The following is a 25149-nucleotide window of genomic DNA, read 5'->3' as shown; positions in this document are numbered from 1 at the left end:
AATTTTTTAGGAGATGCACGTATGAGTAAAGAAATGAAACGGAATCGTATTGCGATTCTTTTGTTTTCTGTTTTTTTTGTTCTGACCAATTGGTCGGTTTTTGCAAAAGATACCGTCCCTGAACTGGTAAAACAGGAAGAAGGTTATTACTACGGTTACGGCAAAGGCGCTACCGTAGCGGAGGCCCAGCTCGCGGCAAAACGCGACCTTATAGAAAACGCCTTGGCCGCCGAGCTGAAGGCTGCAAACGTAAAGTCGTACAAACTCGAGCTGAGCGACGATGCGATTAAGGCGCGTCTGACCGATCTTAAGCCGTACACTCAGTCGAAAAAGAAAGAGCCGCCGGCGGTTACCTACCGGATAAAGTTTGCCGATTGGGAAAAGAAGGAAAAAGCCTACACCGACAATCTGCGCACAGATCTGGCTTCCCGCCTCAACACCAGCAAAAACAAAAAGAATCCGGCCGATAAGATAGCAGGTGCGGTTGATGTTCTTGCAAGACTGATTAAAGAAGGACAGACGGAACTGCTTTCCGCCCAGCCTGAAGGAACCGAACTGCTTTCGCGCAGAGCCGAAGCGCTTTGTTCCGACGTAAGCAAAAGCCTCGTTTTTACGCTTTCGGTAAAAGACGGCTTCGTCGGCCCCAAGACCAAGTTTGCGGTTAAAGTTACCGATTCGTCGGGTACCGCCGCATCCGGTCTTTCGCTTGCCGTTTCGTGGGAAGCCCCCGATCTTCCGGCGGATTCGGATGCAACCGAAGTTTTGGAAGTCAGCTCGGTTATCAAAACAGATTCGCTCGGCAACGCGTCCATCGATTATCCGGTTGCCGAAGAATACCGCGACAGAGCGGTTATGCTCACCGTACAGAGCGCCATAGCGCGTTTGCTTCCGTCGTCCGCCCTGCTTAAAAAGCTGGACGCGCAAAGCGCCGTCGAAGGCCGCTATGTGTATTTCAGCGATTTAAAGGCGGCGTTCCCGTCGGTTGCCGTTCCCGAAGGCGAATTTAATGCCGGAGCGGTTGCGCAGGATACGCGCGCACAAAAGAAAGAAGCGGCACACGTTGCTTCTACGGGCGCATACGCCATCGACCTTACGCCGGTAACGAATGCGCGCTATGCGGCCTACCTTTATCTGACGCAAAACGACAAAGCACCCGATTACTTCGATAACTCCGATTATAATCAGGGCAAGCAGCCGGTAGTCGGCATCAGCCTTAAAGAGGCCGAAGATTATGCGGCATGGCTTTCCGAACAGCTGGGCGTTACCTATCGGCTTCCGACCGAAGAAGAATGGGAAAAAGCGGCCCGCGCCGGAGCGGAAGTAATCTATCCGTGGGGCGATCAAAGTCCGACCGACGGCAAAAGGGCAAATTACAGGGGCAACGGCAAATTCTCAAAAACGTCGCCCGTAGGAGCTTTTGAAAACGGCAATAATGCATGGGGCATGGTCGATGTGGCCGGCAACGTAGCGGAGTGGACGTCGTCCGCTCACGGCATCGAGGGCGAAACGAATCTTCGCACCGTTAAAGGCGGTTCGTGGATGGACGGCCCGACCGAATTACGTATTTCAAATTTCCGCAATATAGACAGTAAAAACGGATACGCCGACGTCGGCTTCCGTTTGGTACAAGTACAGGAGGTTTCTGAATGAAAAAATGTATCGGTATTGTTTCGGCGATTTTAGCCGTTATATTGGTATCCTGCGCGAGCGCACCCGACCAGGGAACCGCAGATCAAAAAGCGATCATGGAAGGTGTGAAAGCGTGGAACAGCCGCGAACCGCAGGCGGCCGCAACTTATTGGAATATGATTCGTGATGAAAAACTGCAAAAGCAATATCTGAATTATATTGATTTGTATAAAGCCGGTGCGGAAGCTCTCGACAGCACCGATTCGATTAAAGCTTCAAACGAAGCGAAACTGCTTGCAGCCTGCAATAAGGCGCTCGATAACTTCACCGCGCTCGACTCCGCATTGAGTCTTCCGCAGGACGTTTGCGACAAGGGAGCTTCGCTTTCCGCAAAGCGCATCGACGGTTTGGTAGCCTCCGGCAAAACCGGTGCGGCCAAAAAGATGTACGATTCGGCCGTAAAAGTATACGGAACAAGCGATGAACTTGAAAGCGCAAAAAAAGAAATCGACGTGGTAAGCATCGTCAATGCAAGACAGGCGTCGCTTCAAGATTTAACGGAAAAGGCACGCTCCGAAACTTCTTTCGATGCAAAAATTGCCGTCTACGATTCCGCGCTCGAAACCTATGCGAAGGCTGAAAAAGAAATCGATTCGGCCGTCGCTTCTTCCGGCGTCGGAAAAACCGCGGGCGTTTCCGTAAACGTGCGTAATTTCAAAAAAGCGCGCCAGGATATTTCGATCGAACGCGCTTCCACGATCCGCGAACGCGCCTATGCGTATAAAACCCAAATCGATGAAGAGTTTGCACGCACGCCTGATACAAAGGGTGAAAACGGAAAAGTATCGCTTGAAGAAATTCTTGCCCACTACCAGTCGGTTCAAAAAAACATCGAAGCGACGTACCAGGATTTGCTCGGTTTTGCCGCTAAATACCCGAACGACATCGGACAGGACATTCTCGACGATATAAACGCACAGAAAAAAGAACTTGAAGCGAAAATCGCTCAGGTTAATGCGGAAATCCGCACCGCTCAGGAAATTGCAAGCCGCGGCAAAGTGGTTTTCCCGCTTATGATCGGTCTTTTCAACCCCGATCCGCGTTCGACGGCGGAAAGCAAAAAGAGCCGCCCGGCAAAATTCAGCGCGAAAAACGTAAAGGGTGACGAATACTGGTGGGGCATGGTTTCCATTCCCAGGGGAACGCTGAACGACCTCGTTATTACGCTGAAAGATAACCGCACGGTCCGCGTCTTTGCCGAAAACACAAAGAGCGGCAAGCTCATCGAAAAAAACAACATGAAAGATCTCGTCAACCGCAGCGCAAAGGTCGGCAATTCATGGCCGGTTCTCAATGCGGGCAGCCAGCTGACGACCAACAAATACTTTTTTGAAATCCAAAAGGGTAAAACCAACGATTACGAAGGCGAAGTTGTCGTCTACAGTTCATTTATTGTGAGGATGCGTTAATGAAGCTCAGTAAAAAAGGCATTATTGCCATTGTTATCATCGCCCTTGTCGTGTTGGGCTCGGCGATCGGATTTTTAATTTGGAAAGCCCAGCCGAAAGGCGCTACCGTTGCGGTTTCGATACTGCCGGACTCTTTGAACCCCGTATTGGAACAAAACACGTCGGGCTTGAACGCCGACGAACTTTTGTTCGACGGTCTTGTCAATTTTGAAGTCGATAAAGCGAGCGGTTCGCTTTATTCCGAACTCGCCCTTGCCGAAAGCATTGTGCAGAACCCCGTAGACAAAAAAACGTATACGGTTATGCTGCGCGACGTTATGTGGCACGACGGTACGCCGGTTACTTCGGACGATATCGTCTATTCGTTTGCCGCTTATACGCTCGAAGCGAACAACTCGCCCAAACGCGACTATCTTATGTCGTTTATTAAGGAAGTTACCGCCCTCGACGAAAAAACGGTAAAGATTGAATTCATCAATCCTATTCCCGAATTCCGCGCGTATCCGGTACTTACGTTCAAAATCGTTCCGTCGCGCTACAACGGGCAGGAAATGCAGGTTAACATGCGCGCAGGCGAAAACGAACGCAAATTCGCAACCGCTCCGGTCGGAACCGGTCCGTTTAAGCTTGCAACATGGGAAATCGGAAAATGGCTGACTTTCGATGCAAACGGTACGTACTTTAAAAATACGCCGCAGACAACCAGCCTTGTTATGAAGCGCGTTATCGACCCGATTATCCGTATGAACGAAATGCGCCAAGGCCGCGTTAACTTGATTCTCGAAACGAATCCGCTTGACCGGACGGAAGTCGCAAAAATCCCGAATGTCGAGATCAATTCGTACATTCCGTATGCGTTCTACGAAGTGGCCATCAACACCAAGCTGTTCCCGAACGCGGAAGGCCGCCAGGCAATGGCGATGGCGTTGGACAGACCCTCGCTCATTCCGTCGATCACCGACCGGGATTCCGGCGTTATTTTGAATTACGGCCCCTTCCCGTCGAACCTGTTTTCGGCGAATATTCCCGAATACGTAAATCAGCCGATGCCGAACAACCTTCCCTACAATGTTCAAAAGGCCAAAATTCTTGCCGCTTCCGGCGGGATTTCCGGCCAAAACGCGATTCTTTTGTACCCCGACTCGATGGGCGAATTCGGCGAAAAAATGGCGAACGGCATTGCAAAACAGCTTGCCGCCATCGGCTTGAATGTCGAAGCGCGCCGCACCGGCGACCGTGTTTTCGACCGCATGGTCAACACAGAAAAATCGTACGAGCTTGCGCTCATGTACTGCGAAGGTTTCGATAACCTGTATTCGAGCATAGGCGACTGGTACCGCTCCAACGGTGAGAAGAATGTTACCGGCGTAGCGGACGGCAAACTCAATTCGCTTTTCGACGCATGGGAAAAAGAAATCGTTACCGCAAACTGGATCAACCTTACGCTCCAGATAGACAAACGCATTTGCGAGCTTTCGCCCGCACTGTTTTTGTGCTCTCTGGAAAAAGACGTATACTCCCGCGGTTTGGAAAACGTTGCAATCGCAACCGACAACCCCTTCCTTTCAGTAGAATACTGGAAGCTTAAATAGGAAAAAGTATGCGTTTTCTGCGCTTTTTAGTACGTGAATTCATCGTCCACGGCATTATCTTTGCCGTGGCGGGAACCTTACTGCTTTCGGCGTTTTATTTGCTTTCAATCGGTGCGCCGGCTGAAAGCTACGCCGAAGCGGCGCGTTCCTTTTTGCTGCTTATTTCCGGCTCGGAAGATTTTTCCATTGCGCACCCCGGCTTCAGTTCCGGTCAGATTATCGCATCGGGAGCGGCCGTCACCTTACCGTTGACGCTGTTTTCGCTGTGTATTTTGGCCGTTATTGCGCTTGCCGGGTCGGCATACGCCGTAACCGGACAGTATATGGCCGAACATCATGAATATTTCGGAGCCGAACGCTTCGGCAAATTTATGAATTTGGTCATATCGGTCCTTGCGGCGGTGCCGCTGTTTATCGGTTTTTGGGTGTTGGCCAACATCTTCGGAAGCAATGCTCCGCTCATCATCATCGCCTTTATCACCGTCGTGCTCGGCGGGCTTTCGTGGGATGCGACCAACTTTCTTAAAACCGACATGCTCAGGCAAGTCAATTCGACACACGCGATTGTATTCTCGACGCTCGGCCACGGTTTGGGACGCTTTTTCCCGATGCCGAATACCTATTCCGGCTACCTCTTTTCTTCGAGTTTGCCCCGCTTTATCCCGTATCTTGCGGGTAAAGTGCCGGCGATCATCGGCGGGGTAACCATCGCGGAAATCGTATTCTCGTTTCCGGGGCTGGGCAGCACGCTGCTCGACGCGCTGCTCGCAACCAACACCGACTTACTTGTAGCTTCCGTGTTTATTCTTTTGTGCGTAAACGCGGTTGTCGCGTTTTTGGTAAAAACCGTTCTATTCCTGATTTATCCGAGGTGGTATGAAAAAGCTATTTAATATTCTTAAAATTGTCTGCGTGATCCTCTTGGTATCACCCTTGGCGCTTTCATGGCTCCCGTCGGAATATTTTGCAAAAATCGTGCCGGAAAGAATCGTTGAATCCGGATTTTTCGCTTCGTTTTTTTCATCATTCCGGGAACTTTCGATTTCATTGACGGCAACCTTGCTGTTTGCGATGCTGTTAAGTTTTATACTCGGCTATATAAGCGTATTGAATATGCGCGTCGGCCGGGGCTTTGCAAACATTCTCAACGCGGTGGAATCGATTCCGGCAATCCTCGTAGCGCTTTTTTGCTATGCGCCGGTATCCGGCTACCTTGCCCGCCATACCAGTGCCGCGTCGACGATTATGTCGCTTACGGTATTCGTACTTGCGGCGACGGTAACCACGCTGCCGGAAGCCGTACGAAGCATCGCGATTCCGCTTATCGACTTGTACAACAGAAAGTACAGTTTGTCGTTCCGTTCGTACGGATTTCCCAAAATGCGCATTCTCGCGATCCTTATGGGCACCGACTTGATGCGCAGTACTTTTCGCCGTGTCGCCGCGGGCATTTTGCTAAAAACGCTCGTACTCGACTGTTCGTTCGGTTTTATTATTCAACTCGGCTTCGGAAGTTACGGAACCCCCGCTCACTTGAGTCCGGGCGCCTTAATTGCCGCACACCGCAACGCTTTGTTTGAAGGCGGGGATCCGATTTTGTTTTGGCTCCCGTCGATCATGCTTATAGCGATCAGCGTTGCGTTCCTGATTGTATTGAACGAAGACAGAGGAGGCAATGAATGACACCCGTTTCGCTTAATAATTTTTCAATTCACCTCGGTAAACGCGTACTTCTTAAAAATTGTAGCCTTTCGATTGAACCGAATTCTTCCTCCGTTATCATGGGGCCGACCGGTACCGGTAAATCGGTATTTTTAAAGTCCATTGCCGGCATTCTTTCAACAAAGGTTTTTACGTTCGAAGGAAGCATGAAGGTAAACGGCATCGACGCGTACAACGGCCACAAGCTGAATTTTAACGCGTGGACGCAAATCGCGCATTCGGGACTTATGTTCATTCCGGCGGAAACCGCACAGGTGATGAACCCCGCTTTAACGCTCGATCAAAACCTTGCGCTGCTTGCACCGGGGCAAAGAGCGGTTATCGTAGAACGGCTTAAAAAATATTTTTCGCTCGATTTTGAAGCTTTTGCCCGCCTCTATCCGGATGAAATTTCCGGCGGCGAAATGCAGCGCATCACGCTTATGATCTTGCTGTCGCGCAAAGGAAACCTCGTCCTGTTGGACGAGCCGACCGTCAACCTTGACCGCAACCTCAGAAAACATTTCGTAACGTTTTTAAACGACGAAATACTCGCACCGAAAGACAAAACCTTCCTCATGGTAAGTCACGATCTTGACTTTATAAAGCGACTCACGCTCGATAAAGCGTTTATGCTCAAAGACAGCGTAATCGAACAAATGGATCGGTTGCCCGAAATGGAAGGCTACGAAAAACCCGAAGCGAAAAAAGGCGCGTCGGGAACCGCGATCGAACTGAAAAACGTGTCTCAAACCTACTTTAAGCGCGGTATTTTCGGCGAACGTACCTTTGCCGCATTTAAGGGACTCAACCTCAAGTTTGAGCGGTCGACCGTGTACGGCCTTACCGGCCCTTCCGGCTGCGGAAAGTCCACCACCATTAAAGCGATTCTCCGTCTGCTCGACAGCACCAAGGGGCAAATCCTTATGGAAGGCTCCGATTTGGTAGCCTTAAAGCCGAGGGAAACGGGAAGAGATCCGAAAGCGTTTAAGCCGTTCCGCCGCCGCATGACGGTTGTACAACAGGACTCGCGCTTTTCGTTTTTTCCCGATTTGAGCATCCGCGATTCGTTTAAGCAGATTTCTGCGGCGAGCCATGGCGGTACGGTTGAAGAGCTGGAAAAAAACCTTGCCAAGGTCGGCCTTACGAGCACCAACCTCGACGAACACCCGCGCGAACTGTCATCCGGCGAAATGAAACGCATGGATATAGCGCGCGCACTTACGGCCAAGCCCGACATCCTGCTTCTCGACGAACCGTTTGCGCACATCGACTTTGAAACCCGCCTGAAAGTAATGCAGGCGATTTCCGAATATCTTGCCGAACATGCGACGATTTTGGTAATCGTTACGCACGAAGATTTCGACCTTCGCTACTTTGTAGAAAAGAGTTTCGACTTCCCCGAATTGGTCGGTCAGTTTACCGGAAATTAAACGGCGTGCGCGCGCTTGCATAAAAAGAGAAGCGCGTATCGCTATTGTAAAACGTCCCGCCTCCCGCGGGACGTTTTTTTTTGAAGCTGTTCAAAAACTTCGCCGATTATAAGGGGCCGCCGCCGGCTTCCTTTCGCTCGCCTCCCCTCGCGGCTTCCCGCATATAGCGCAAAGCCTGATACACTTGATACAGTTTCATATTGAGTACTTTCGCGATTTCGACATTCGTCGGGCGTAAGCGTCCCGCCTGAGCATACAATCTGAGTCGGTTTTTCCAACTTTGCGTATAAAACGTATAGTTTTTTGCAATCCGCTTAAAAAGTGCGGAATCGGGCGGCAAAGTCATGAGCTGCAAAAAACAGCGGTTTTTGAGCATGTAGCTGCTGTTTAAGCGCTGCTTGAGCTCTTCGTATTGCTCCAAACGTTTTTGCATGGATTTTTCCAAGCGGTATTTATATCCGGCGATGTCCGACTCGCTGTGCCCGGTCAGTTGAGCGATGCGGCGTATTTGCTTTTCGTCCAAGTAACGGCACGCTTTGAGCGCCAAAATAAGTATATGCTTCGGTTTAAGTTTTTTGCAGCCGCCTTCCGATTCGTTCTCCGCGCCGAAAGCGGCATAGGTGCCGGAACTTTCCCAACCGGTGCCGCTGTCGGCAAGGACAGCCGGCGAAAAAGCGCCCGTTTCGTTCAAATAATACATGATTGAAGATTCGTGCGCCCTTTGGCGAAACCGTTCCCGATAGCCCGTTTTCAATAAATTCGAAATGACGGTAATTAGATAAGTCGAAAAAACCGACTTCGAATCGGAATAGTTCGCAATATATTTGGGCATCCGTTCGAGAAGTTTGAGGATTATATCGCTTTTAAAATCGGAGTCTATATACGACAAACCGAACAGCGCGGGATTATTGTAAATCCATGCGACAATCTTGCGTGCGCCATCGTCCAGCGGGATTTCGTTTCGGGAAATTCGGGCATAAATTTCATTAATGTTTTCCATCCTCTCCTCCTATAAAAACTTTTGCAAAGTTTTTAGCAGCGCTTTCGTAAACACCGGTTGAGAAAGCGCAATAAATAAAGTATCTCCCGCCCGAACTCTTATCAGCACATAGCGTGCCAAGAAAGGGAAGATATGAGAAAATCTATCATCTTTTTATGAATTAACGAATTGCATCGCCTTAAACGTGCAAGAAAAATGCATGCTCAAGGCCGTTTTTTGTAAGCGAATTTATAGGGAAAACGGCAAAATACCGCAAAGACAGTCAGCCGTTAAAGGTTTTTTCGAATTCCGCGATTACTTTTTGCATGACGGTTTTTAAAGAGCCTTCGGTACTCAACCCCGAAGCGTTTTTATGGCCGCCGCCGCCGAATCGGGACGCAATGGCGCTCACATCGATATCGCCGTTCGAACGCAGCCCGACCGTACATTTTTTATCGCGCTCCTCGCGGAACACGGTAACGGCACACACCTTTTCGGTTGCCATAAGTATTTGATACAACATATCGGTATCGCGGCCGTCGCGCCCGTATTTTTTCGTATCTTCGAGCGTCTCGTAGGTTGCCAAAAGTTTACCGCCGCAGTGTACGCTCACCCTGTCCAAAGAAAGCGCCAAAAGTTTGCGCGTCAAAAACGGTTTATTGTTGTTCATATCGGCATAGGCGCGCCGCGGATCGACGCCCGCTTTTACAAGCCTGCCCGCGAAGTAAAACGCTTCGGCACTTTTATTATCCAAAAAGCGGAAAAATCCCGTATCGGTACTGAGGCCGAAAAATAAAAGTTCGGCCATATCTTTTTTGGGATCGCCTAAAAAGTGTTCATACAGCTGCTGGATAAGGCATACCGTCGCCGGAGAACTCGGATCGATGATGCTGCGGCCTTTTTTGACAACCGACGTCTTGTGATGGTCGATAACGAAGGTATCCAAAGCGCACACTTGCTTTTCGATAACGTCGCCCAGTCGGGAGTATTCGGAACAGTCGACGATAAACAAGGCCGTTTTTTTATATTTGCGCAGCGGCTTGTATTCCGTCAAAAAAAAGCTTTCGTATTTTATCGTTTCGGGACGTTTAAACGGTCCGGCGCACAGGCATCGGCAATGTTTTCCCATCTTTTTTAAGATATGCGCCAACACAAGCGTGCTGGAAATAGAATCGCCGTCGGGTTCTTTATGACCGATAACGACAAAATCATCATAGGCGCATACAAAATCACTGAATATTTTAAATTCGCGTTCACTAAGTTTGAGCATTGCAGTTCCAAGAGTATAAGGGGCTGCAAGAACGCCGTCGCGGACGCTCTTTGCAACACCCCGTTCTAAACTTTTTCAAAATCGGTGCCGATCACGGCACTTTTTTATTATTCCAGTTTTAAAGTATCTTTTTGTTTTGCGGCACCGATATCGGCGGTTTGATTCAACTGTTCCCACACCAACGTATTCGCCGCCGCGGGCATGTTTAAAACAACCTTCGAAAAGGTACCTTCTTTATATTGCAAGGTCATGTACGGGGTAAAATCGCGCTTGAAAGTATTTAAAATCCCCTTGCCGTTTCCCGACTTAAACCATGCTTTCGGCAGCGTTACCTGTCCCAAATCTATGCCGTCGGTATAATACATAACGACATATGCTTCGGGGTGATCGTACACCTTATACACCTTTAGGTTCCGGTATTTAACGGAATCGTCGATCCCGTCCGCCGCAAAAAGGACGGCGGCGCATACCGTAAAAAACACAGCCAGTAAAGTTGCTTTTTTCATGAAATCCTCCGTGAATATAATACAAAGCATCGGCTTTTTTTACAAGGGTGTTAAAGGAAAATTCGCCTATTTTCTTGCTTGCGGTTTTTGTACTGTTCATGATATGATATTGGAACGAGGGACATATGAATATTGCATGGATCGGAACGGGCGTCATGGGTTCTTTCATGGCGCGCCGTTTGGCTGAGGCGGGACACGCGGTATGCGTATATAACCGCAATCCGCAAAAAGCCGAAGCTTTACGCAGCTATGGAATCAAAACCGCGCAAAGCATAAAAACATGCGTACTGGGCGCGCAGGCGGTTTTTACGATCGTAGGCTATCCGGCCGATGTGGAACAGGTATATTTAAACCCCGAAGGAATTTTTTACCACGCGGAAAAGGGCGCTTTTTTAGTCGATATGACGACGTCTTCTCCCCTTTTGGCAAAACGCCTCTACGATACGGCGCACACGCCGGAGTTTTCCGAAAAGAACTTCCGCGTCGTCGATGCACCGGTTTCAGGCGGCGATACGGGCGCTCAAAACGGAACGCTTTCGATTATGGCCGGCGCCGACGAAGAGGATTACCGCTCGCTTTTGCCGCTTTTTCAAATTATGGGTAAAACGATTACGCGCATAGGAGGAGCCGGAAGCGGCCAGCACTGCAAGGCGTGCAATCAAATCGCGATCGCCGGAACTTTGGCCGGCTGTGCCGAAGCGGTAGCCTATGCGCTGGAAAACGGCTTGCAGACGGACGTCGTTTTAGGCGCGATTTCCAAGGGTGCCGCTTCGAGCTGGCAGATGGACAACAATGCGCCGAAAATGCTGAAAAACGATTACGCGCCCGGCTTTTTTGTCAAACACTTTATAAAAGATATGAAAATCGCACAAAGCGTTATGGCCGAGCGCGGTAAAAAGCTGCCCGTACTCGATACGGTGCTTGCCGAATTCGAAGAGCTTGAAAAGCGCGGGTTTGCCGAAAAGGGTACCCAAAGCATTATAGCGCGGTACAAATCATGACGCTCTATCTTGCAAGCGGCAACCTGCATAAAAAGCATGAAATGCAGGAGATTTGCCGCCCTCACACGATTCTTATTCCCGCAGACAAGGGGATCGCCTTTAACCCCGAAGAAACGGGAAAAACTTTTTTTGAAAACAGTTTGATAAAAGCGCGCGCCTTGTGGGACATCGTGCATGAACCCGTCCTTGCCGACGATTCGGGTATTTGCGTCGACATACTCGGCGGCAGACCGGGCATATATTCGGCGCGCTATGCCGGAAGCGAATTTCCGCAGGGAAAACCCGACGGCATAGGACTCCCGCAGGAACAAAAAAACAAACTGCTGCTCGACGAGGTAAAAAAAGCCGAACAAAGCGCCTCGCTTTCCGGCGCGTCGGAAGAAAAAGGCGGCACGCAAAATGCCGGCGGTACGCGAAGCTGCCGCTACGTATGCGCAATGGTGCTTTACTTCGGCAAAGACCGTTTTTACTGCGTTCAGGAGACGATGGAAGGCACTCTTATAGAAGATATTTCCGAGGAGCGGGGAAAAGGCGGCTTCGGGTACGATCCGATCGTCTTTTTGCGCGAATACGGAAAAACCGTTGCCGAATTATCCGACGAAGAAAAGAATGCCGTTTCTCACCGCGGAAAGGCGGCGCGGAAAATACTGCAATTATTGTAAATCCCGCACGGTTCGAACCCCGCGGCCTTTGCGCAAAGCGTAAGCGCTTTTTGCGTATAAAAGCTCACGTGAGTCGGATCTTCTTTATACCACCAACTCTTAAATTCCCGTTCCGTTTCGGGCGCAAAAAGCGTACGGACGGCAAGAATGCCTCCCCTTTTGCACGCGCGCGAAAGCCCGGCAAAGCCTTCGGCGGGGTTTTCAAAATGCTCGGCAACTTCAAGACACAAGACAAGATCCGCGCCGCCGGCAAAAAATTCCGCCTCGGGCGCAAAAAGCGGATCCCAGCCGCGTATTTCGGTATCGGCCGGCAAAAGAAAATCTTCTTTATCCGTCTGCAAAAGTTCGATTAAAGCGCCGTTTCCGCAGCCGTAATCGAAGATTGTCGCCGGCGGAGCGCCGAGCAGGGCGCGGCTTTGATTCAATGCGGTATCGGCAAAGTCTTTTAAAAACGAACGGTAGCCGGTGTTTGCAAGGCTGTTGTCGTGCAAAAGATAGCGCTCTTTTTGCTTTTGCACGGACAAAAAACACTCGCGCGAAACGAAAAAGCCTCCGCAGCCGGAACTTCCCGCACAGCGGAAAAAACGCCGTTCACAGCCGCCGGCTCTTTTTTTAGGGGCGCACGCACATTCGGATAAGTGCGTTCCGCCGCAAAACGGGCAGCGTAAAAGTCCGGCCGCATAACCTTTCTCCGCAGCATAACCTTTCTCCACGGCAAACCTCCCGCCTCATTGTGCACTAAAAAACCGAGCGCGGCAAGAGCGTTTATTTTTTCAAAAAAACGCTAAAGTTCTTTTTTGCCTATGCCGATATTTGATATAAGAGTGCCATAACTGTATCCTTCGTCGAAGTAAAACAGTTAGGAAACTCTTAGCTGTGTAAGAAGCATGACTGTAGCCTTGTAAATTACGTCTCGCATTCTTATACAAAAAAAGACGGCAAGGATGCCGTCTTTCGAATTTCCATGGAGGAATCACATGATTATCAACCACAACATGTCAGCAATGTACTCGAACCGTGTCTTGGGTGTAACGAACCTGGCACAGGCTAAAGACATGGAAAAATTGTCTTCCGGTATGAAAATTAACCGTGCCGGCGACGATGCTTCCGGTTTGGCCGTGTCGGAAAAAATGCGTTCACAGATCCGCGGTTTGAACCAGGCTTCGCGCAACGCGCAGAACGGCATCAGTTTCATACAGGTAAGCGAAGGCTATCTGCAGGAAACCACCGACATCATGCACCGTATCCGCGAACTTGCAGTACAGTCGTCCAACGGTATCTACAGCGATGAAGACCGCATGCAGATTCAAGTTGAAGTTTCTCAGCTTGTAGCCGAAGTCGACCGCATTGCAAGCCATGCTCAGTTCAACGGTATGAACATGCTGACAGGACGTTTTGCCCGCGCAACCGGCGAAAACACCGTTACCGGATCCATGTGGCTGCACATCGGTGCGAATATGGACCAGCGCATGCAGGTTTTCATCGGTACTATGACCGCTATGGCCGTAGGCGTCCGCGAAATCGGTTCCGAGAAAGTCATGTCCATTGCAGCTCCCGATGACGCAAACCGCGCTATCGGTACTATTGACGAAGGCTTGAAGAAAATCAACAAGCAGCGTGCCGACCTCGGTGCATACCAAAACAGGCTCGAAATGACAGTTAAAGGACTTGACGTCGCCGCGGAAAACACGCAGGCCGCCGAATCCACCATCCGCGATACCGATATGGCGAAACAGATGGTTGACTTCACGAAGAACCGGATTTTGGCACAAGCCGGTACTGCGATGCTGGCCCAAGCCAATGTTACGACGCAAAACGTCTTGACATTGCTCCAATAGTATAGTATAAGGGCTTGCGGGAACACGGAAGGTGTGCTACTATAAGTACAAAGGCTTCCGTGCCCGCAGCTTGAGCGGTTTTTTACCTCCTTGTTTTTCATACAAATTCCCCAAGCTTTTATACCGGTGCTTTTTAGAGGCATGTTTTATGTGTGTGCGTAATGCAGGCGCATAAAACGCGAGATCTTTGACAACACCCTCCGGTGATTACGTAGCGGCAGAGGCGGTTACAGCTGTAAATTACGGATTTTCCGTATAAACAGCCGTAACGGTTCCTGTCGTACGGGTCTAAAACGGAACGAAGAAGGCGCAAAATCTTCATTCCGTCCGGAACGTAAAACAGGCCTTAGAGCATGATGCTTTAAAGGTTTATCACATGGAGGGTAACACATGATTATTAATCACAACATGAGTTCGATGTATGCGAACCGCATGCTCGGCATCAACAACGATCAAGTGCAGGGCAACATCGAAAAACTCAGTTCCGGTCAGCGGATAAACAGAGCCGGTGACGATGCTTCGGGGCTTGCCGTATCCGAAAAGATGCGCATGCAGATCCGCGGTCTTAACCAAGCTCAAAAGAATATCCAAAACGGCGTTTCCTTTATTCAGGCAACCGAAGGTTATCTGCAGGAAACAACCGATATTCTCGGCCGTATCCGCGAACTTTCAATCCAATCGGCAAACGGTATTTACAGCGATGAAGACCGTATGCAGATTCAGGTTGAAGTTTCCCAGCTCATCGATGAAGTGGACCGCATTGCAAGTTCCGCCCAGTTTAACGGCATGAACATGCTGACGGGCGCTTTTGCAGCCAATTCCGTTTCAGGACGGATTATGCAGTTCCATATCGGAGCAAACGTAGACCAGAACGCACGTGTGTACATCGGTACGATGACCGCACAGTCATTGGGATTGGTAGGTACGCAAGGCGATGCATTCGCAAAGCTTTCCATTGCAAGTCCGGAATCGGCAAACATGGCTATCGCAACGCTGGATTCCGCCCTTACTTCAGTAAACAAGCAGCGCGCTGATCTCGGTGCGTATCAAAACCGTTTCGAAATGGCCGCCAAAGGTATCGGTATTGCCTCGGAAAACCTGCAGGCCGCCGAATCGATCATCCGCGACACCGACATGGCGTCCGAGATTGTCGATTACACGAAAAACCAGATACTTACGCAGTCAAGCGTGGCGATGCTGGCTCAGGCAAATACGCAAGCACAAAACGTATTGCCCTTATTGAGCTGAAGTACACAAGTTCATTAAAGAGAAAACCGGATGTCGTCTTTTTAATGAGCGATTAAGAAGTACGAAAGAGGTGCGCCCCTCTTTCGTACTTTTCTTTAAAATCAGATTGCGCCCAGCGCTTACAGCAAGCGCCGTTTCAAGGAGGAAACGCCATGAGTATAGCTACAAGTGGAATTGGGAATAATCCGGCTACGGAAAGCCGCATAGCATATGATTATGCAACCGCAGCAAGAAGCGTAAAGGCTGCCGTAACCGACACGGGAACAGGAACCAAAACGTCCGCAAAAAAAACGGAAACGAAAAGCGTTCAAAGTTATTCGGCAAAAGAGCTTCGTTATAATATGAATGAACAGTTGGATCAAGTTGTCGTTACCGTTGTGGACCCGTCTACCAACAGGATAATTAAGGAGATTCCGTCCGCAGAAGTACAGGAAATGAAAATTCGTGTAAAGAATGCAATAGGCAGTTTTATCGACGAAACGCGATGACGGCGGACGACTTCACAGTTCATGGCCGATATAAGCATACCCGGGGTAACCGATAAATACAAAACAAACGATCTCATAAAAAACCTTATGGAAGCCGAGCGGGTTCCTTTGACAAGGGAACAAAAACAGCTTGAAACCTATAAGACGCAGCAGGAAACGTGGCGGAACGTAAATACGCAGATGACTACGCTGCGCGAAAGCGTGCGTTCGCTTTATTCATTCGATAATCCTTTCAGTTCCAAATTAGCCTCCTCTACCGACGAATACGCGGTAAGTGCGACGCCCAAACGAGATGCGGCTTTGGAATCGTTTAAAGTGGAAGTTTTACAAACCGCCACAGCCGACCGCTTTTTGTCGGCGGAACTCGACGCCAAAATGCAGGTTCCCGCCGGAAATTACGAATACGCCGTAAACGATAAAAAAGTTTCTTTTAACTGGAAGGGCGGCAAACTGTCGGATTTTGTCGCGGCGCTGAACAGGCGTTCGGCAAATACGATAAAAGCGTCGATAATCGGAATCAGTAAAGACAAGCAGGCCCTGCTTATAGAATCTTTAATAACGGGAAGCGAAAACAGACTGACCTTTTCCGGAGCCGCACGGGATTTTGCCCTGCAAACGGGCATGATAGGAAAGGCTCCCGCGGCCGCACAGGATTCGTTTACGATAAAACGCGACACGATACGGAACGCCGATAATTTGAACTCGAAAACGGTCGAGTTTTCTCAAGACGCTTTGACCGTCCCTCCCCGTTCGGGCTTTGAAAGTCCCATCCCGCAAAAAATCGCGGCCGAAAAAACGAAAACGATACGCTTCAACGTGCGGGCGATCGATATTCCCGCAGAAGAGGTTCTTCCCGACAAGCCGGAACTGCCTTCCGCCGGAACGGTCAGTTTTAAAGACGTTACGCTTTCGAACGAAGAATTCGACACCAAACTGCCGCTTTCTGAGGAGACCGAAAAGGTACCGGCCGAACCGGTTGAAGATTATGCGGCCGTGTTCGTAAAAACGGCGGACGGAACGGAAATTCCGCTCGGCCCTTTAAAACCGAACGGCGAAAATACTTCTTATTCAATCGCCGCATCCGATTATCCGGGTATGAGCGCCCTCGTTATAAAAAACAACAATACGCATAAAAAAATCGTTATGACGAAACCCGAAACAATCGATATGGCGGCTTCTTCCGGATATATTCCTTTGAACCCGGCCGAAACGGCAGCCGATGCGAAGATAAAGTATCAGGGCATAACGATTACGCGGCCGTCGAATACGATAGACGATGTCGTTCCGAACGTTACGCTGAACATTCAGGCAAAAACCGAAAAGCCGGCGACCATCTCGATAGAACCCGATAAAAAAGCGGCAAAGGAAGCGCTTATAACCTTTGTCGGAAAATACAACCGCCTTATGGCCGAATTGAATATTTTGACGCAGACAAAGCCGGAGATAATTACCGAACTCGAATATTTTACGGAAGACGAAGCAAAGGCGGCCGAAAAGCGGCTGGGCATGTTTCAAACCGAGTTTTCTTTGGCGAACGGAAAAAGAGCCCTGCAAACGATAACGTCCGGCCGCTACCCGACGGCGGACGATGCGCAAATTACGATGCTGTCGCAAATCGGTATTTCGACGAGCGCGTCTACGAGCGGTTTCACGGGCGTCAGTGCAAGCAGACTGCGCGGTTATTTGGAAATAGACGAAAAAAAACTGGATGCCGCGCTGCAAAGCAATATGCAGGACATAAAAAATCTGTTCGGGTACGACAGCGACGGCGACTTGGTCATCGATTCGGGCATTGCGTTCGCAATCGATAAAAATTTGCAATCGTTTACGCAAATCGGCGGCATTATCGCTTCAAAAACGTCGACGCTGAATACGCGCATAAGTTCTTCGCAAAAAAACATCGAAACGCTTGAAAGCAAATTAAAAAGAAAAGAACAGGATCTTAAAACAAAATACGGGCAAATGGAAGCCTCGCTGAACAGTTTGGAAAAACAATCAGACTCGATAACGAATTTTTCCGATAATCAAAGAAGCGGCCGATAATAACGCGATAAAGGATAAAACATGAATTTGTACATCAATTCGGTAAAAGCCGATTTTACTTTGGAAGACGAAAAAACGCTCGGCGACGTTTTAAAAGCGTTCGAAATCGAATGCGAAAAAAATGATGCGACCGTCGTGTCCTTAAGCGTGGACGGAAAAAATATAAAAGCCGAAGATATGGACGCCGTTTTTGCGCAGACCATCGACGGTACGGCCGAACTAAAAATCGAAACGGTCGCTCAAAACGACATTATCCGGTCTTTGCGCGATACGGCGCAAAAGGCCGAAACTTTAAGCGGCGATTTGGAGCAAATCCCGCTTTTGCTTCAAAGCGGCAAGGACGCAAAGGCGGCTTCGGTATTAACCGGTTTTGCCGATCTCTTCGATGTTTTGTGCCGCATAATCAGCCTGTGCGCGCTTTTTCCGCAGCGCTTTGCGGACTTTGCCGTAGACGGAAAAAATCCGGCCGATTTTCTTAAAGACTTTTCTCCGGTTCTATCCGATTTTGAAAAATCGCTTGCCGACGGCGATACGGTTCTTACGGGCGATTTGGCCGAATACGAAATCGCGCCGCGGCTGCGCGCATTTGCCGAAGCCGTAAAAAATATTAAGGGACCGATATGCTGATTTTGCAGGCGGGCAGCGCCATAGCGATGCGGCAAAACACCAAACTGATTCCCATTGCCCTGCTCGTGCTGGCTCTTCTTGCCCTGCTCATCGTTTTGCGCTACGCACTGGCGGCACTCGTTTCTTTTTACAAAGAGACGGCACGAAAAAAACCGGGCAGAGTGCTCGACGTCGGACTTTTAAAAAACAACGGCAAAAAGCTCGGTTTAACCGGAGAAGAAATCGCGTTTTTAATCGATCTGTGCAAAACCTATAAAATAAAGGATCTTCCGCTGCTTGCCGAAACGGAACAGTGTATCGCCGGTCCTTTAAAAACGTTGTACAAAAATATCTGCGCGCAGGAAAATTCCGCGGAAGAGGCTCACACCGAAGAAAAAAAACTGCGGCTTTTTATCATAATCCACAAAATAGAAAACGGCAAACGCAATTTAACGATGGTTACGAATAGCACGGCTTTTCCCGCAGGTCTTCCGGCAACATACACCGATGAAAGCGGCGGAAACTATCATGTCGTAATTATCGAAAACACCGACGCCGAAATGATCATTTCGATACCGCAAAAAAAAGACGGCAGCAAGGTAAAACCGCATCCCTTATCCAAAATCTCGCTTACGATTCAACTGAAAAACGGCATCGCGTACCGAATTTTTCCGCGCATTGTGCGCTACCAACAGCGAAAAGACTTTGAAGAAATGGTTGTTACGCACACGAAAAATATTAAACCGATGCTTCAGCGCCGGTTTAAGCGGGTGCCGGTAACGCTGCGCTGTTCATTTTGCGCGGCAAAAGAGATTGAAGACGGCGGTACAAAGCGGTATACGGTTTCGGAAAATTCGTACCCGGGCATAATCAGCGATATTTCGGCAGGCGGCTGCAAACTGCGCACGGCGATACCGATTCGCGAAGGACGTTACATTCAAATAAGCACGGACATTGCCGGCAAACGGATAGACAGCATAATAGGTGTTGTGGTAAAATCGAAAAAAGATGTCGACGGGAAAACGACCGTTTTACACATGCGTTTTGTCCGAATGGCAAAAAAGGCGCGGAATATAATCTTCGCGTCGGTATATAACTACGACGACAGTAAATAACTACGCCGGATTTTTATCGATCGGAGAACCGTATGGAAGTGTTGGAAATAAAAATTTTGCACCACGAATCGGGCTATATCTATTACCGCATCTCCTACAAAGCGGCGGCAGTCATCGCTTTTTTAAACACGACAAAAGAACTTCCCATAGATTTTACGATCGAAACGCACGCGAGCGGCACAAAGGCCGTCGATTTAAAATTGGAGGGAAGTATAGACTACCCTCTTTTGCCGATAACGCGGGCGATAAAAGAAAAGATACTCAAAATGGATAAAGAAGGATTACTACCCTGTTAACCTTATATACAAACTCGACCGAACAGACAATCGGTTTGGGCGAAAAAATCGGCTCGTTTTTGCACAAGGGCGACGTTATCGCCCTGCAGGGAACGCTGGCCGCCGGCAAAACGACCATCACCAAGGGCATCGCCCGTTCGCTCGGCATAACCGAAGAAATTACAAGCCCGACTTTTACGCTTATCAGCGTCTACGAGGGTAAAGTTCCACTGTATCACATGGACGTGTACCGCCTCGAAGGCGGCGAAGATTTTTCCGATTTGGGGCCGGAAGAAATGCTGTACGGCGACGGCGTATGCGTTATAGAATGGAGCGAAAAAGTTATGAGCGAACTGCCGAAAAAAACGATCATCATAAAACTTGCGGCCGAAGGCGAAAAGCGTACCGTTACCGTTGAAAACTGGCCGTACGGAGATTTGTACATATGAAAGCTCTTGCCGTGGACAGCAGCGTTCCCGCGATAAGTTTTGCCGCATGCTGCGCCGATAAAACCGCTCTTTTAACGCTCGATATAGGCATGCACCAGTCCGAAAAGATTTTGGAAGGTATACAATGCGTTTTAAGCCAATGCGGTTTACACGGCGACGAATTGGATTTTACGGCATTGTGCTCGGGTCCGGGAACCTTCACCGGGCTGAGGCTTGCCTTTTCCGCTTTAAAAGCGCTCAGCCTTGCGCACGGCATTCCGGTTTACGCCGTACCCACATTGGAAGTAATCGCATACCCGTACCGCCAATGGCCGGGAGCCCTTATACCCGCCGTCGATGCGAAAAAGCAAAGCTTTTACGCGGCGGTATACCGCCAAGGCGTTTTGAACGCCGGCCCCTTCGACGCCGATGTTGCAGCGATTCTTGATTCGGTAGACCCGGAAGAAAAACTGCTTATAGCCGGAAACGACGCCGATTGTTTTGCAGACCTTGTCCGCTCGGCGCGGCCGCAGCAAAGCGTGTGTACGTTTTCTCCGATAACGGACGAAAGCGGCATAGCCGGCGCAAATTCGGGCGGTTTTACCGCGCTTACGCTGCTTGAACTTGCCGGAAAAAAATTCCGCGCAAAAGAAAAACCGCTTGAAGACTACGACGGCCCCGTGTACATCCGCAAAAGCGAAGCGGAACTGTCACTTGCCCAAAAGACCGGACAAAACGCTTAAATCGTCGTGAGCGGAAAGTGCGCTTGCGGCCGCGGCTTTGTTTTCTTCCTGTATGGCTTGGAACACTTCTTCCCGAAAAACTTTTACGTGCTTGGGCGCTTCGACGCCGATCTTTACCTGATCGCCGCGTACTTCAATAATCGTCAGTGTAATGTCGTTGCCGATTTTTATTTTTTCGTTTATTTTCCGCGACAGTATCAGCATGTGCGGCTCCGCGAATCGTTTTTTTGCAGTAAATCGTGCTTGGTAGACCACCGCGGATCCGGCAAAACGATTTGCATTCCTTTTTTATTGTTTTTATTGATTATAAGCGGTCCCTGCAAATTTGCCGTAATATGCGTATAATTGTCTTTTGACGACAAGGTTACAATCGAAATAACCAATACGTCCGAAGCGTCTTTTACGCCGATATCCTTTATGCTTTCGTCGTCCACATCGAGTTCGTAATCGGGAAAAAATAAAAAAGGATCCACCGTTAAAAACGACAGGGACTTTTCGCTTGCCGATTGCAGCCACATAAAAGGTTTGTATTCCGATTCGGAGAGAATAAAATCGGTGTGGTTTTCAAAACCGTACAAACCGCGCGGAAAATGCAAAACGCTTTTATTTCCGTCGGAAAGGATTTCGTTCGTATTGACTTCGCTGTCCATAGATTATCCTATTTTATATAATTGAGCAGAGTGCTGTTGTACAATTTGCCGGCAGTGCTCAGCGTCGCCTGCTTTACGTAATCGAGCATTTTCATGTCGGTAATTCCCTTTGTAATGTCCAAATCGCCTTCGCGCGCAATCATCGCATTGGTATTCAAATTATTCGTTTGAGAGCGCGAAACGGCAACTTGCGCCCGTTCGTATTGAGCGCCGGTTTCCGCTATGCGCCGGGTTAAGTTTCCCACGCCGCTGTCCAAACCGCCGAGCACTTTTCCGCCTATCGATTCCTGATCGCCGCGCAAAAGCGCATCGCGGAACGCAATAACGGTATCGAACAAAGAACCGCCGGTTATCTGCGCGGCGGGGCTCAAATTGTACGGCGGTCTTTGACTTGCGTCCCGTATCAGACCTAAATCGAACAGCGTGCTGCCTTTTTTATCCTGAAGCCACAATTGGCGCGAATCGGTCGTATGCAGGTTCAAACCGTTGGTTACCGGATCAAGCTGCGCTTTTACGGCGACGCCCGCATTGTTTATTTTTGAAATAATCGAATACACATTGTCGCCGGCTTTCAGTTTTATATCCGTGCCGTCGATGTTGATAACGCTGTCGGCACTCAGTTGATAAGAAGTCGCATCCCGTTCGGCAAAAAGCGTTTGCCGTTCCGCCCAAAAAATGCTGTTGCCCGTGCGGTTCAAATTCATATACGCGCGCTCGTCGACTTCAATATCGTTGTGCTGAACCGAACCGTTGTAGCGTACCTGCGTAATGAGCGCATCGCCGGAACCGGGCACCGGCCCGAATTCGATTTCAAAGGCGGTATTTTTTGTGCGCGTACCGGCAAAGAGCGTGTTCCCGTCGGGACCGACGGCGTTTGCCGATGTTACCAATTCTTTTAAAAGTTCGTCAACTTCGGACGCCATATTTTTAAGATCGTCTTTTGTGTACACGCCGTTTGCGCCGGTAACGGCAAGTTCGCGCACGCGGTGCATAACTTCGAGCGAATGCCGTATATAGCCTTCCGAAACGGAATATTGGTCGGTAAGCGTTTTTGCGTTTTGTTCGAAGCGTTTGACGCGCTCAAGATAGGATTGATAGCGGACGAGGTGGCCTGCCGCCAAAGGGTCGTCGCGCAGTTCCTGAATGCGGCGCTGACTGCCCATTTGGTTGTTCATTTTATTCGCCTTCGATTCCTGAATGCGCAAATTATATTGAACGTCATTGTTCGCTAAAGCCGTACTTACTCTTCTCATCATCTACTCCTATAAAAACTTTTGCAGCAAGTATCAACTTGCGAAAAAGTTTTTAGCCGCGCTTTCGCAAACGTCAGTTGAGAAAGCGCAGTAAATATCGCCGCCAAGGACGGCGGTTAAATCATACAGAAGCGATATTTTGGTTTCACCAAAATTCGCTATAAACAGATGTACACGGAAGTACATCTGTTTATGACGGCGCTTTTTATCACAATTCCTATACACCTAAACGGTTTATCACCGTATCCAAAAGTTCGTCCACAACGCTGACGAATTTTGCAGCCGCATTATAGCCGTGCTGGAATTTAATAATGTCGGCCAATTCTTCGTCGATGTTGACGCCGGAAATCGAATCGCGCAAATCGCGCAAATCGGCCATAATCGCATTTTGGCTGAGCAAATTGGTTTGCGCCTGTTCGCCCTTTAAGCCGACATTCGTAACGCTTTCGGCAAAATAATCGTCGAAGGTACGCGAACGGCCGATCATGACAAAGGTGTTGCGCAGCGCAGCGATTTCCAAAGCCGCCGAGCCGTCGCCGGCTTCAACGACACCGTTGTGCCCCGCTTTACCGGCCGCAACCGAAAGAATGTCGGTTTGAATCGCTTTGTTGATACCCATATAACCGGCAGGATTCAAAACGGGTGCAACGGCATACTGCGCCGTCGCCTCATTCTCGCCGCCTTCGCGGACGGCCGCCGCAAAAAACTGCACGGCATTTGCCTGATTAAAATCGTATGCGTTTTCCGGCCCGCTCCCGGCTAAAATGCCGGCGTAACCGGTTAAAAAAAAGCCCGAATCTTCTATATGGCGAAGCACAAAATCGGGGTTGTCGGGCGAAGATGCCGTCGTGGCTTTGAGTACGAGGCGGTTGTTGCGGTCAAGATACGCTTTTACTTCGCCGTCAGAATCGTTTATGCGGTTCACAATCGTTTCGACCGTATCGGTCGCATAATAGGGAACTTCGACAAAGCCGCTTTTGCCCGAAAAGGTCATAATACCTGCAAGCCCCGTTTGATCTTGCGCATGAAGTTCGTTCGAACCGCTTACGCGGAATATGTATGTGGAATCTTCAAGGCCGTCGCCGTTGCGGTCGTAATTTCCGAGCGCGTTCGCGACAAAGGGTTCTTCGACGAAAAAGTCGAGGCCGGTAACGTTGTTTGCGCCGAGCGAATTGCGGTGAATGTCGTTTACGAGGTCGGCGAAATTGAGCGCAACCGTATTCAGGTTTTGCAGCTCGTTGCGGATATCGACGTCGCGCAATTCAATAAGGGCGCCCAAACTGCCGCCGGCAAAATACGCATCGTTTTGCGTGTCGGCCCATACGACTTTCGTATAACCGTTGCTGTCGGTCAGCGGCACCACTTCGTAGCCGCGCGCTTTTCCGCCCTGCACAAGAATGTGCCCGTCGATGTGAACCATAAATTCGTCCGGGTCGCGCCGGTCGGTCGTTATGTTTATAAGTTTGGATAATTTTTCGACCATCAAATCGCGCCGGTCGTATAAATCGTTCGGGTTGTCGCCCATAGCTTCGGAACGGATAATTTCTTTATTGATTTCGGCAATTTGAAACGCGTAATCGTTTACCTGTTTGACGGTCGCCTCAATGTCGCCGTTCAAAATCGTGCCGACGCCCTGCAAGCCGATAAAGCGCTGCTTTACCGAATTTATCAAACTTTCACCCCGGCTCACAACCGCTTGCCGCGCAGCCTGCGATTCCGGATACACCGATAATTCCTGCCACGATTCCCAAAATTTATCCATCGTCGTGCGGATCGACACGTCGTCAGGTTCGTTGTACAAGCCTTCGAGCATGGTGTAGTATTTGTCGCGGGTTTCCCAATAGGCTTCCCGGTTCGCCTGGGCGGTAATGCGGATGTCGAGCAATTCGTCGCGTATGCGCGTAATGCTGAGGATATCAATACCCTGCCCGACTTGTCCCGGACGTTCTTCGCGCTCCAAATCGGGGCGGTACAAAGGATCGAAGGCACGCAAATTAACCCGCTGGCGCGAATAGCCTTCGTTGTCCGCATTTGAAATATTGTGACCGGCAGTCATAATGGATTGATTGTGCGCCATAAGACTGCGCTTTCCCATTTCGATACCGAAAAAAGTCGATGCCATACCAACTCCTATAAAAAGTTTTAGAGGAAACATCAGTTTCCGATAAAACTTTTTTCAGCGCTTTCGCAAACGTCAGTTGAGAAAGCGCAGTAAATAAA

25 protein-coding genes are annotated in these 25149 nt (G+C 49.5%); 17 read left to right on the top strand and 8 right to left on the bottom strand.

The genetic code is table 11. The features are described from left to right. The first annotated feature begins 21 nt into the window (after positions 1-21). From HMPREF9194_RS02670 to HMPREF9194_RS02645, 6 genes are read left to right on the top strand one after another with little or no spacing between them, the layout of a single operon-like run. Entirely contained in the window at positions 22-1650 is a 1629-nt protein-coding gene (locus HMPREF9194_RS02670) for a formylglycine-generating enzyme family protein (protein ID WP_016524829.1), read from the top strand. Then, positions 1647-3098, top strand: a complete 1452-nt coding sequence (locus HMPREF9194_RS02665) for a hypothetical protein (RefSeq protein ID WP_016524828.1) — start codon at positions 1647-1649, stop codon at positions 3096-3098. Before HMPREF9194_RS02670 ends, HMPREF9194_RS02665 begins: the two co-directional genes overlap by 4 nt. Further along, positions 3098-4690: an ABC transporter substrate-binding protein gene (locus HMPREF9194_RS02660; protein WP_016524827.1), complete on the top strand. Its 1593-nt coding sequence runs from the start codon at positions 3098-3100 to the stop codon at positions 4688-4690. Before HMPREF9194_RS02665 ends, HMPREF9194_RS02660 begins: the two co-directional genes overlap by 1 nt. A gap of 8 nt (positions 4691-4698) precedes the next feature. Continuing rightward, positions 4699-5583 (top strand): ABC transporter permease subunit, encoded by an 885-nt coding sequence (locus HMPREF9194_RS02655; RefSeq protein WP_016524826.1) that lies wholly within the window; start codon positions 4699-4701, stop codon positions 5581-5583. Next, on the top strand, positions 5567-6373 hold the full coding sequence (locus HMPREF9194_RS02650) for a hypothetical protein (protein WP_016524825.1): 807 nt from the start codon (positions 5567-5569) through the stop codon (positions 6371-6373). The genes HMPREF9194_RS02655 and HMPREF9194_RS02650 overlap by 17 nt, the downstream gene beginning before the upstream one ends. Beyond that, a complete protein-coding gene (locus HMPREF9194_RS02645) occupies positions 6370-7824 on the top strand; it encodes an ATP-binding cassette domain-containing protein (RefSeq protein ID WP_016524824.1) in 1455 nt (484 codons plus the stop codon). Before HMPREF9194_RS02650 ends, HMPREF9194_RS02645 begins: the two co-directional genes overlap by 4 nt. A 106-nt stretch (positions 7825-7930) precedes the next feature. On the opposite strand, the gene HMPREF9194_RS02640 is transcribed toward HMPREF9194_RS02645, so the two are convergent. From HMPREF9194_RS02640 to HMPREF9194_RS02630, 3 genes are all read right to left on the bottom strand, one after another. Then, positions 7931-8824 carry an RNA polymerase sigma factor gene (locus tag HMPREF9194_RS02640; protein ID WP_016524823.1) on the bottom strand — a complete coding sequence of 298 codons (894 nt, stop codon included), beginning with the start codon at positions 8822-8824 and terminating at the stop codon, positions 7931-7933. Positions 8825-9086: 262 nt separating this feature from the next. Further along, entirely contained in the window at positions 9087-10073 is a 987-nt protein-coding gene (locus HMPREF9194_RS02635) for a DHH family phosphoesterase (protein ID WP_016524822.1), read from the bottom strand. Between the two features lie 107 nt (positions 10074-10180). After that, the gene (locus HMPREF9194_RS02630) at positions 10181-10579 is read right to left on the bottom strand and encodes a hypothetical protein (RefSeq protein ID WP_016524821.1); all 399 of its coding nucleotides are present in this window, start codon (positions 10577-10579) and stop codon (positions 10181-10183) included. 125 nt (positions 10580-10704) lie between these two features. On the opposite strand from HMPREF9194_RS02630, the gene HMPREF9194_RS02625 reads away from it, so the two are divergent. Both HMPREF9194_RS02625 and HMPREF9194_RS02620 read left to right on the top strand, forming a co-directional pair. Next, positions 10705-11580, top strand: coding sequence for an NAD(P)-dependent oxidoreductase (locus tag HMPREF9194_RS02625; protein WP_016524820.1), 876 nt, complete (start codon positions 10705-10707; stop codon positions 11578-11580). After that, entirely contained in the window at positions 11577-12242 is a 666-nt protein-coding gene (locus tag HMPREF9194_RS02620; protein ID WP_016524819.1) for a non-canonical purine NTP pyrophosphatase, read from the top strand. Before HMPREF9194_RS02625 ends, HMPREF9194_RS02620 begins: the two co-directional genes overlap by 4 nt. Here the strand turns inward: HMPREF9194_RS02620 and HMPREF9194_RS02615 are convergent. Continuing rightward, positions 12200-12955 carry a class I SAM-dependent methyltransferase gene (locus HMPREF9194_RS02615; RefSeq protein ID WP_016524818.1) on the bottom strand — a complete coding sequence of 252 codons (756 nt, stop codon included), beginning with the start codon at positions 12953-12955 and terminating at the stop codon, positions 12200-12202. The genes HMPREF9194_RS02620 and HMPREF9194_RS02615 overlap by 43 nt on opposite strands. Positions 12956-13219: 264 nt before the next feature. Between HMPREF9194_RS02615 and HMPREF9194_RS02610 the strand changes: the two genes are divergently transcribed. The 9 genes from HMPREF9194_RS02610 (at position 13220) to tsaB (ending at position 21026) form a co-directional block, all read left to right on the top strand. Then, the gene (locus tag HMPREF9194_RS02610; protein ID WP_016524817.1) at positions 13220-14080 is read left to right on the top strand and encodes a flagellin N-terminal helical domain-containing protein; all 861 of its coding nucleotides are present in this window, start codon (positions 13220-13222) and stop codon (positions 14078-14080) included. A gap of 390 nt (positions 14081-14470) precedes the next feature. Then, positions 14471-15328: a flagellin N-terminal helical domain-containing protein gene (locus HMPREF9194_RS02605; RefSeq protein ID WP_016524816.1), complete on the top strand. Its 858-nt coding sequence runs from the start codon at positions 14471-14473 to the stop codon at positions 15326-15328. A gap of 152 nt (positions 15329-15480) precedes the next feature. Further along, entirely contained in the window at positions 15481-15816 is a 336-nt protein-coding gene (locus HMPREF9194_RS02600) for a flagellar protein FlaG (protein ID WP_016524815.1), read from the top strand. 21 nt (positions 15817-15837) lie between these two features. Next, positions 15838-17859, top strand: coding sequence for a flagellar filament capping protein FliD (gene fliD / locus HMPREF9194_RS02595; protein ID WP_016524814.1), 2022 nt, complete (start codon positions 15838-15840; stop codon positions 17857-17859). A gap of 21 nt (positions 17860-17880) precedes the next feature. Continuing rightward, positions 17881-18486, top strand: coding sequence for a hypothetical protein (locus HMPREF9194_RS02590; protein WP_016524813.1), 606 nt, complete (start codon positions 17881-17883; stop codon positions 18484-18486). Next, a complete protein-coding gene (locus tag HMPREF9194_RS02585; protein WP_016524812.1) occupies positions 18480-19580 on the top strand; it encodes a PilZ domain-containing protein in 1101 nt (366 codons plus the stop codon). Before HMPREF9194_RS02590 ends, HMPREF9194_RS02585 begins: the two co-directional genes overlap by 7 nt. Positions 19581-19612: 32 nt before the next feature. Beyond that, the gene (locus HMPREF9194_RS02580; protein ID WP_016524811.1) at positions 19613-19876 is read left to right on the top strand and encodes a hypothetical protein; all 264 of its coding nucleotides are present in this window, start codon (positions 19613-19615) and stop codon (positions 19874-19876) included. Next, positions 19870-20304, top strand: a complete 435-nt coding sequence (gene tsaE / locus HMPREF9194_RS02575) for a tRNA (adenosine(37)-N6)-threonylcarbamoyltransferase complex ATPase subunit type 1 TsaE (protein ID WP_040846137.1) — start codon at positions 19870-19872, stop codon at positions 20302-20304. Before HMPREF9194_RS02580 ends, tsaE begins: the two co-directional genes overlap by 7 nt. Continuing rightward, a complete protein-coding gene (tsaB, locus tag HMPREF9194_RS02570; protein WP_016524809.1) occupies positions 20301-21026 on the top strand; it encodes a tRNA (adenosine(37)-N6)-threonylcarbamoyltransferase complex dimerization subunit type 1 TsaB in 726 nt (241 codons plus the stop codon). Before tsaE ends, tsaB begins: the two co-directional genes overlap by 4 nt. Here the strand turns inward: tsaB and csrA are convergent. The 4 genes from csrA to flgK all read right to left on the bottom strand — a co-directional run bounded on the left by csrA (position 20994) and on the right by flgK (position 25051). Then, entirely contained in the window at positions 20994-21230 is a 237-nt protein-coding gene (gene csrA / locus HMPREF9194_RS02565; RefSeq protein WP_016524808.1) for a carbon storage regulator CsrA, read from the bottom strand. The genes tsaB and csrA overlap by 33 nt on opposite strands. Beyond that, positions 21224-21676 carry a flagellar assembly protein FliW gene (fliW, locus tag HMPREF9194_RS02560; protein WP_016524807.1) on the bottom strand — a complete coding sequence of 151 codons (453 nt, stop codon included), beginning with the start codon at positions 21674-21676 and terminating at the stop codon, positions 21224-21226. Before fliW ends, csrA begins: the two co-directional genes overlap by 7 nt. An 8-nt stretch (positions 21677-21684) precedes the next feature. Continuing rightward, positions 21685-22932: a flagellar hook-associated protein 3 gene (locus HMPREF9194_RS02555; RefSeq protein ID WP_211209551.1), complete on the bottom strand. Its 1248-nt coding sequence runs from the start codon at positions 22930-22932 to the stop codon at positions 21685-21687. Between the two features lie 214 nt (positions 22933-23146). Continuing rightward, positions 23147-25051: a flagellar hook-associated protein FlgK gene (flgK, locus tag HMPREF9194_RS02550; RefSeq protein ID WP_016524805.1), complete on the bottom strand. Its 1905-nt coding sequence runs from the start codon at positions 25049-25051 to the stop codon at positions 23147-23149. Positions 25052-25149 lie beyond the last annotated feature (98 nt).

The organism is Treponema maltophilum ATCC 51939 (assembly GCF_000413055.1).
Taxonomy (GTDB): domain Bacteria; phylum Spirochaetota; class Spirochaetia; order Treponematales; family Treponemataceae; genus Treponema_C; species Treponema_C maltophilum.
Note: the sequence above shows the minus strand (reverse complement) of the source record. Positions and strands in the feature narration are given on the sequence as shown.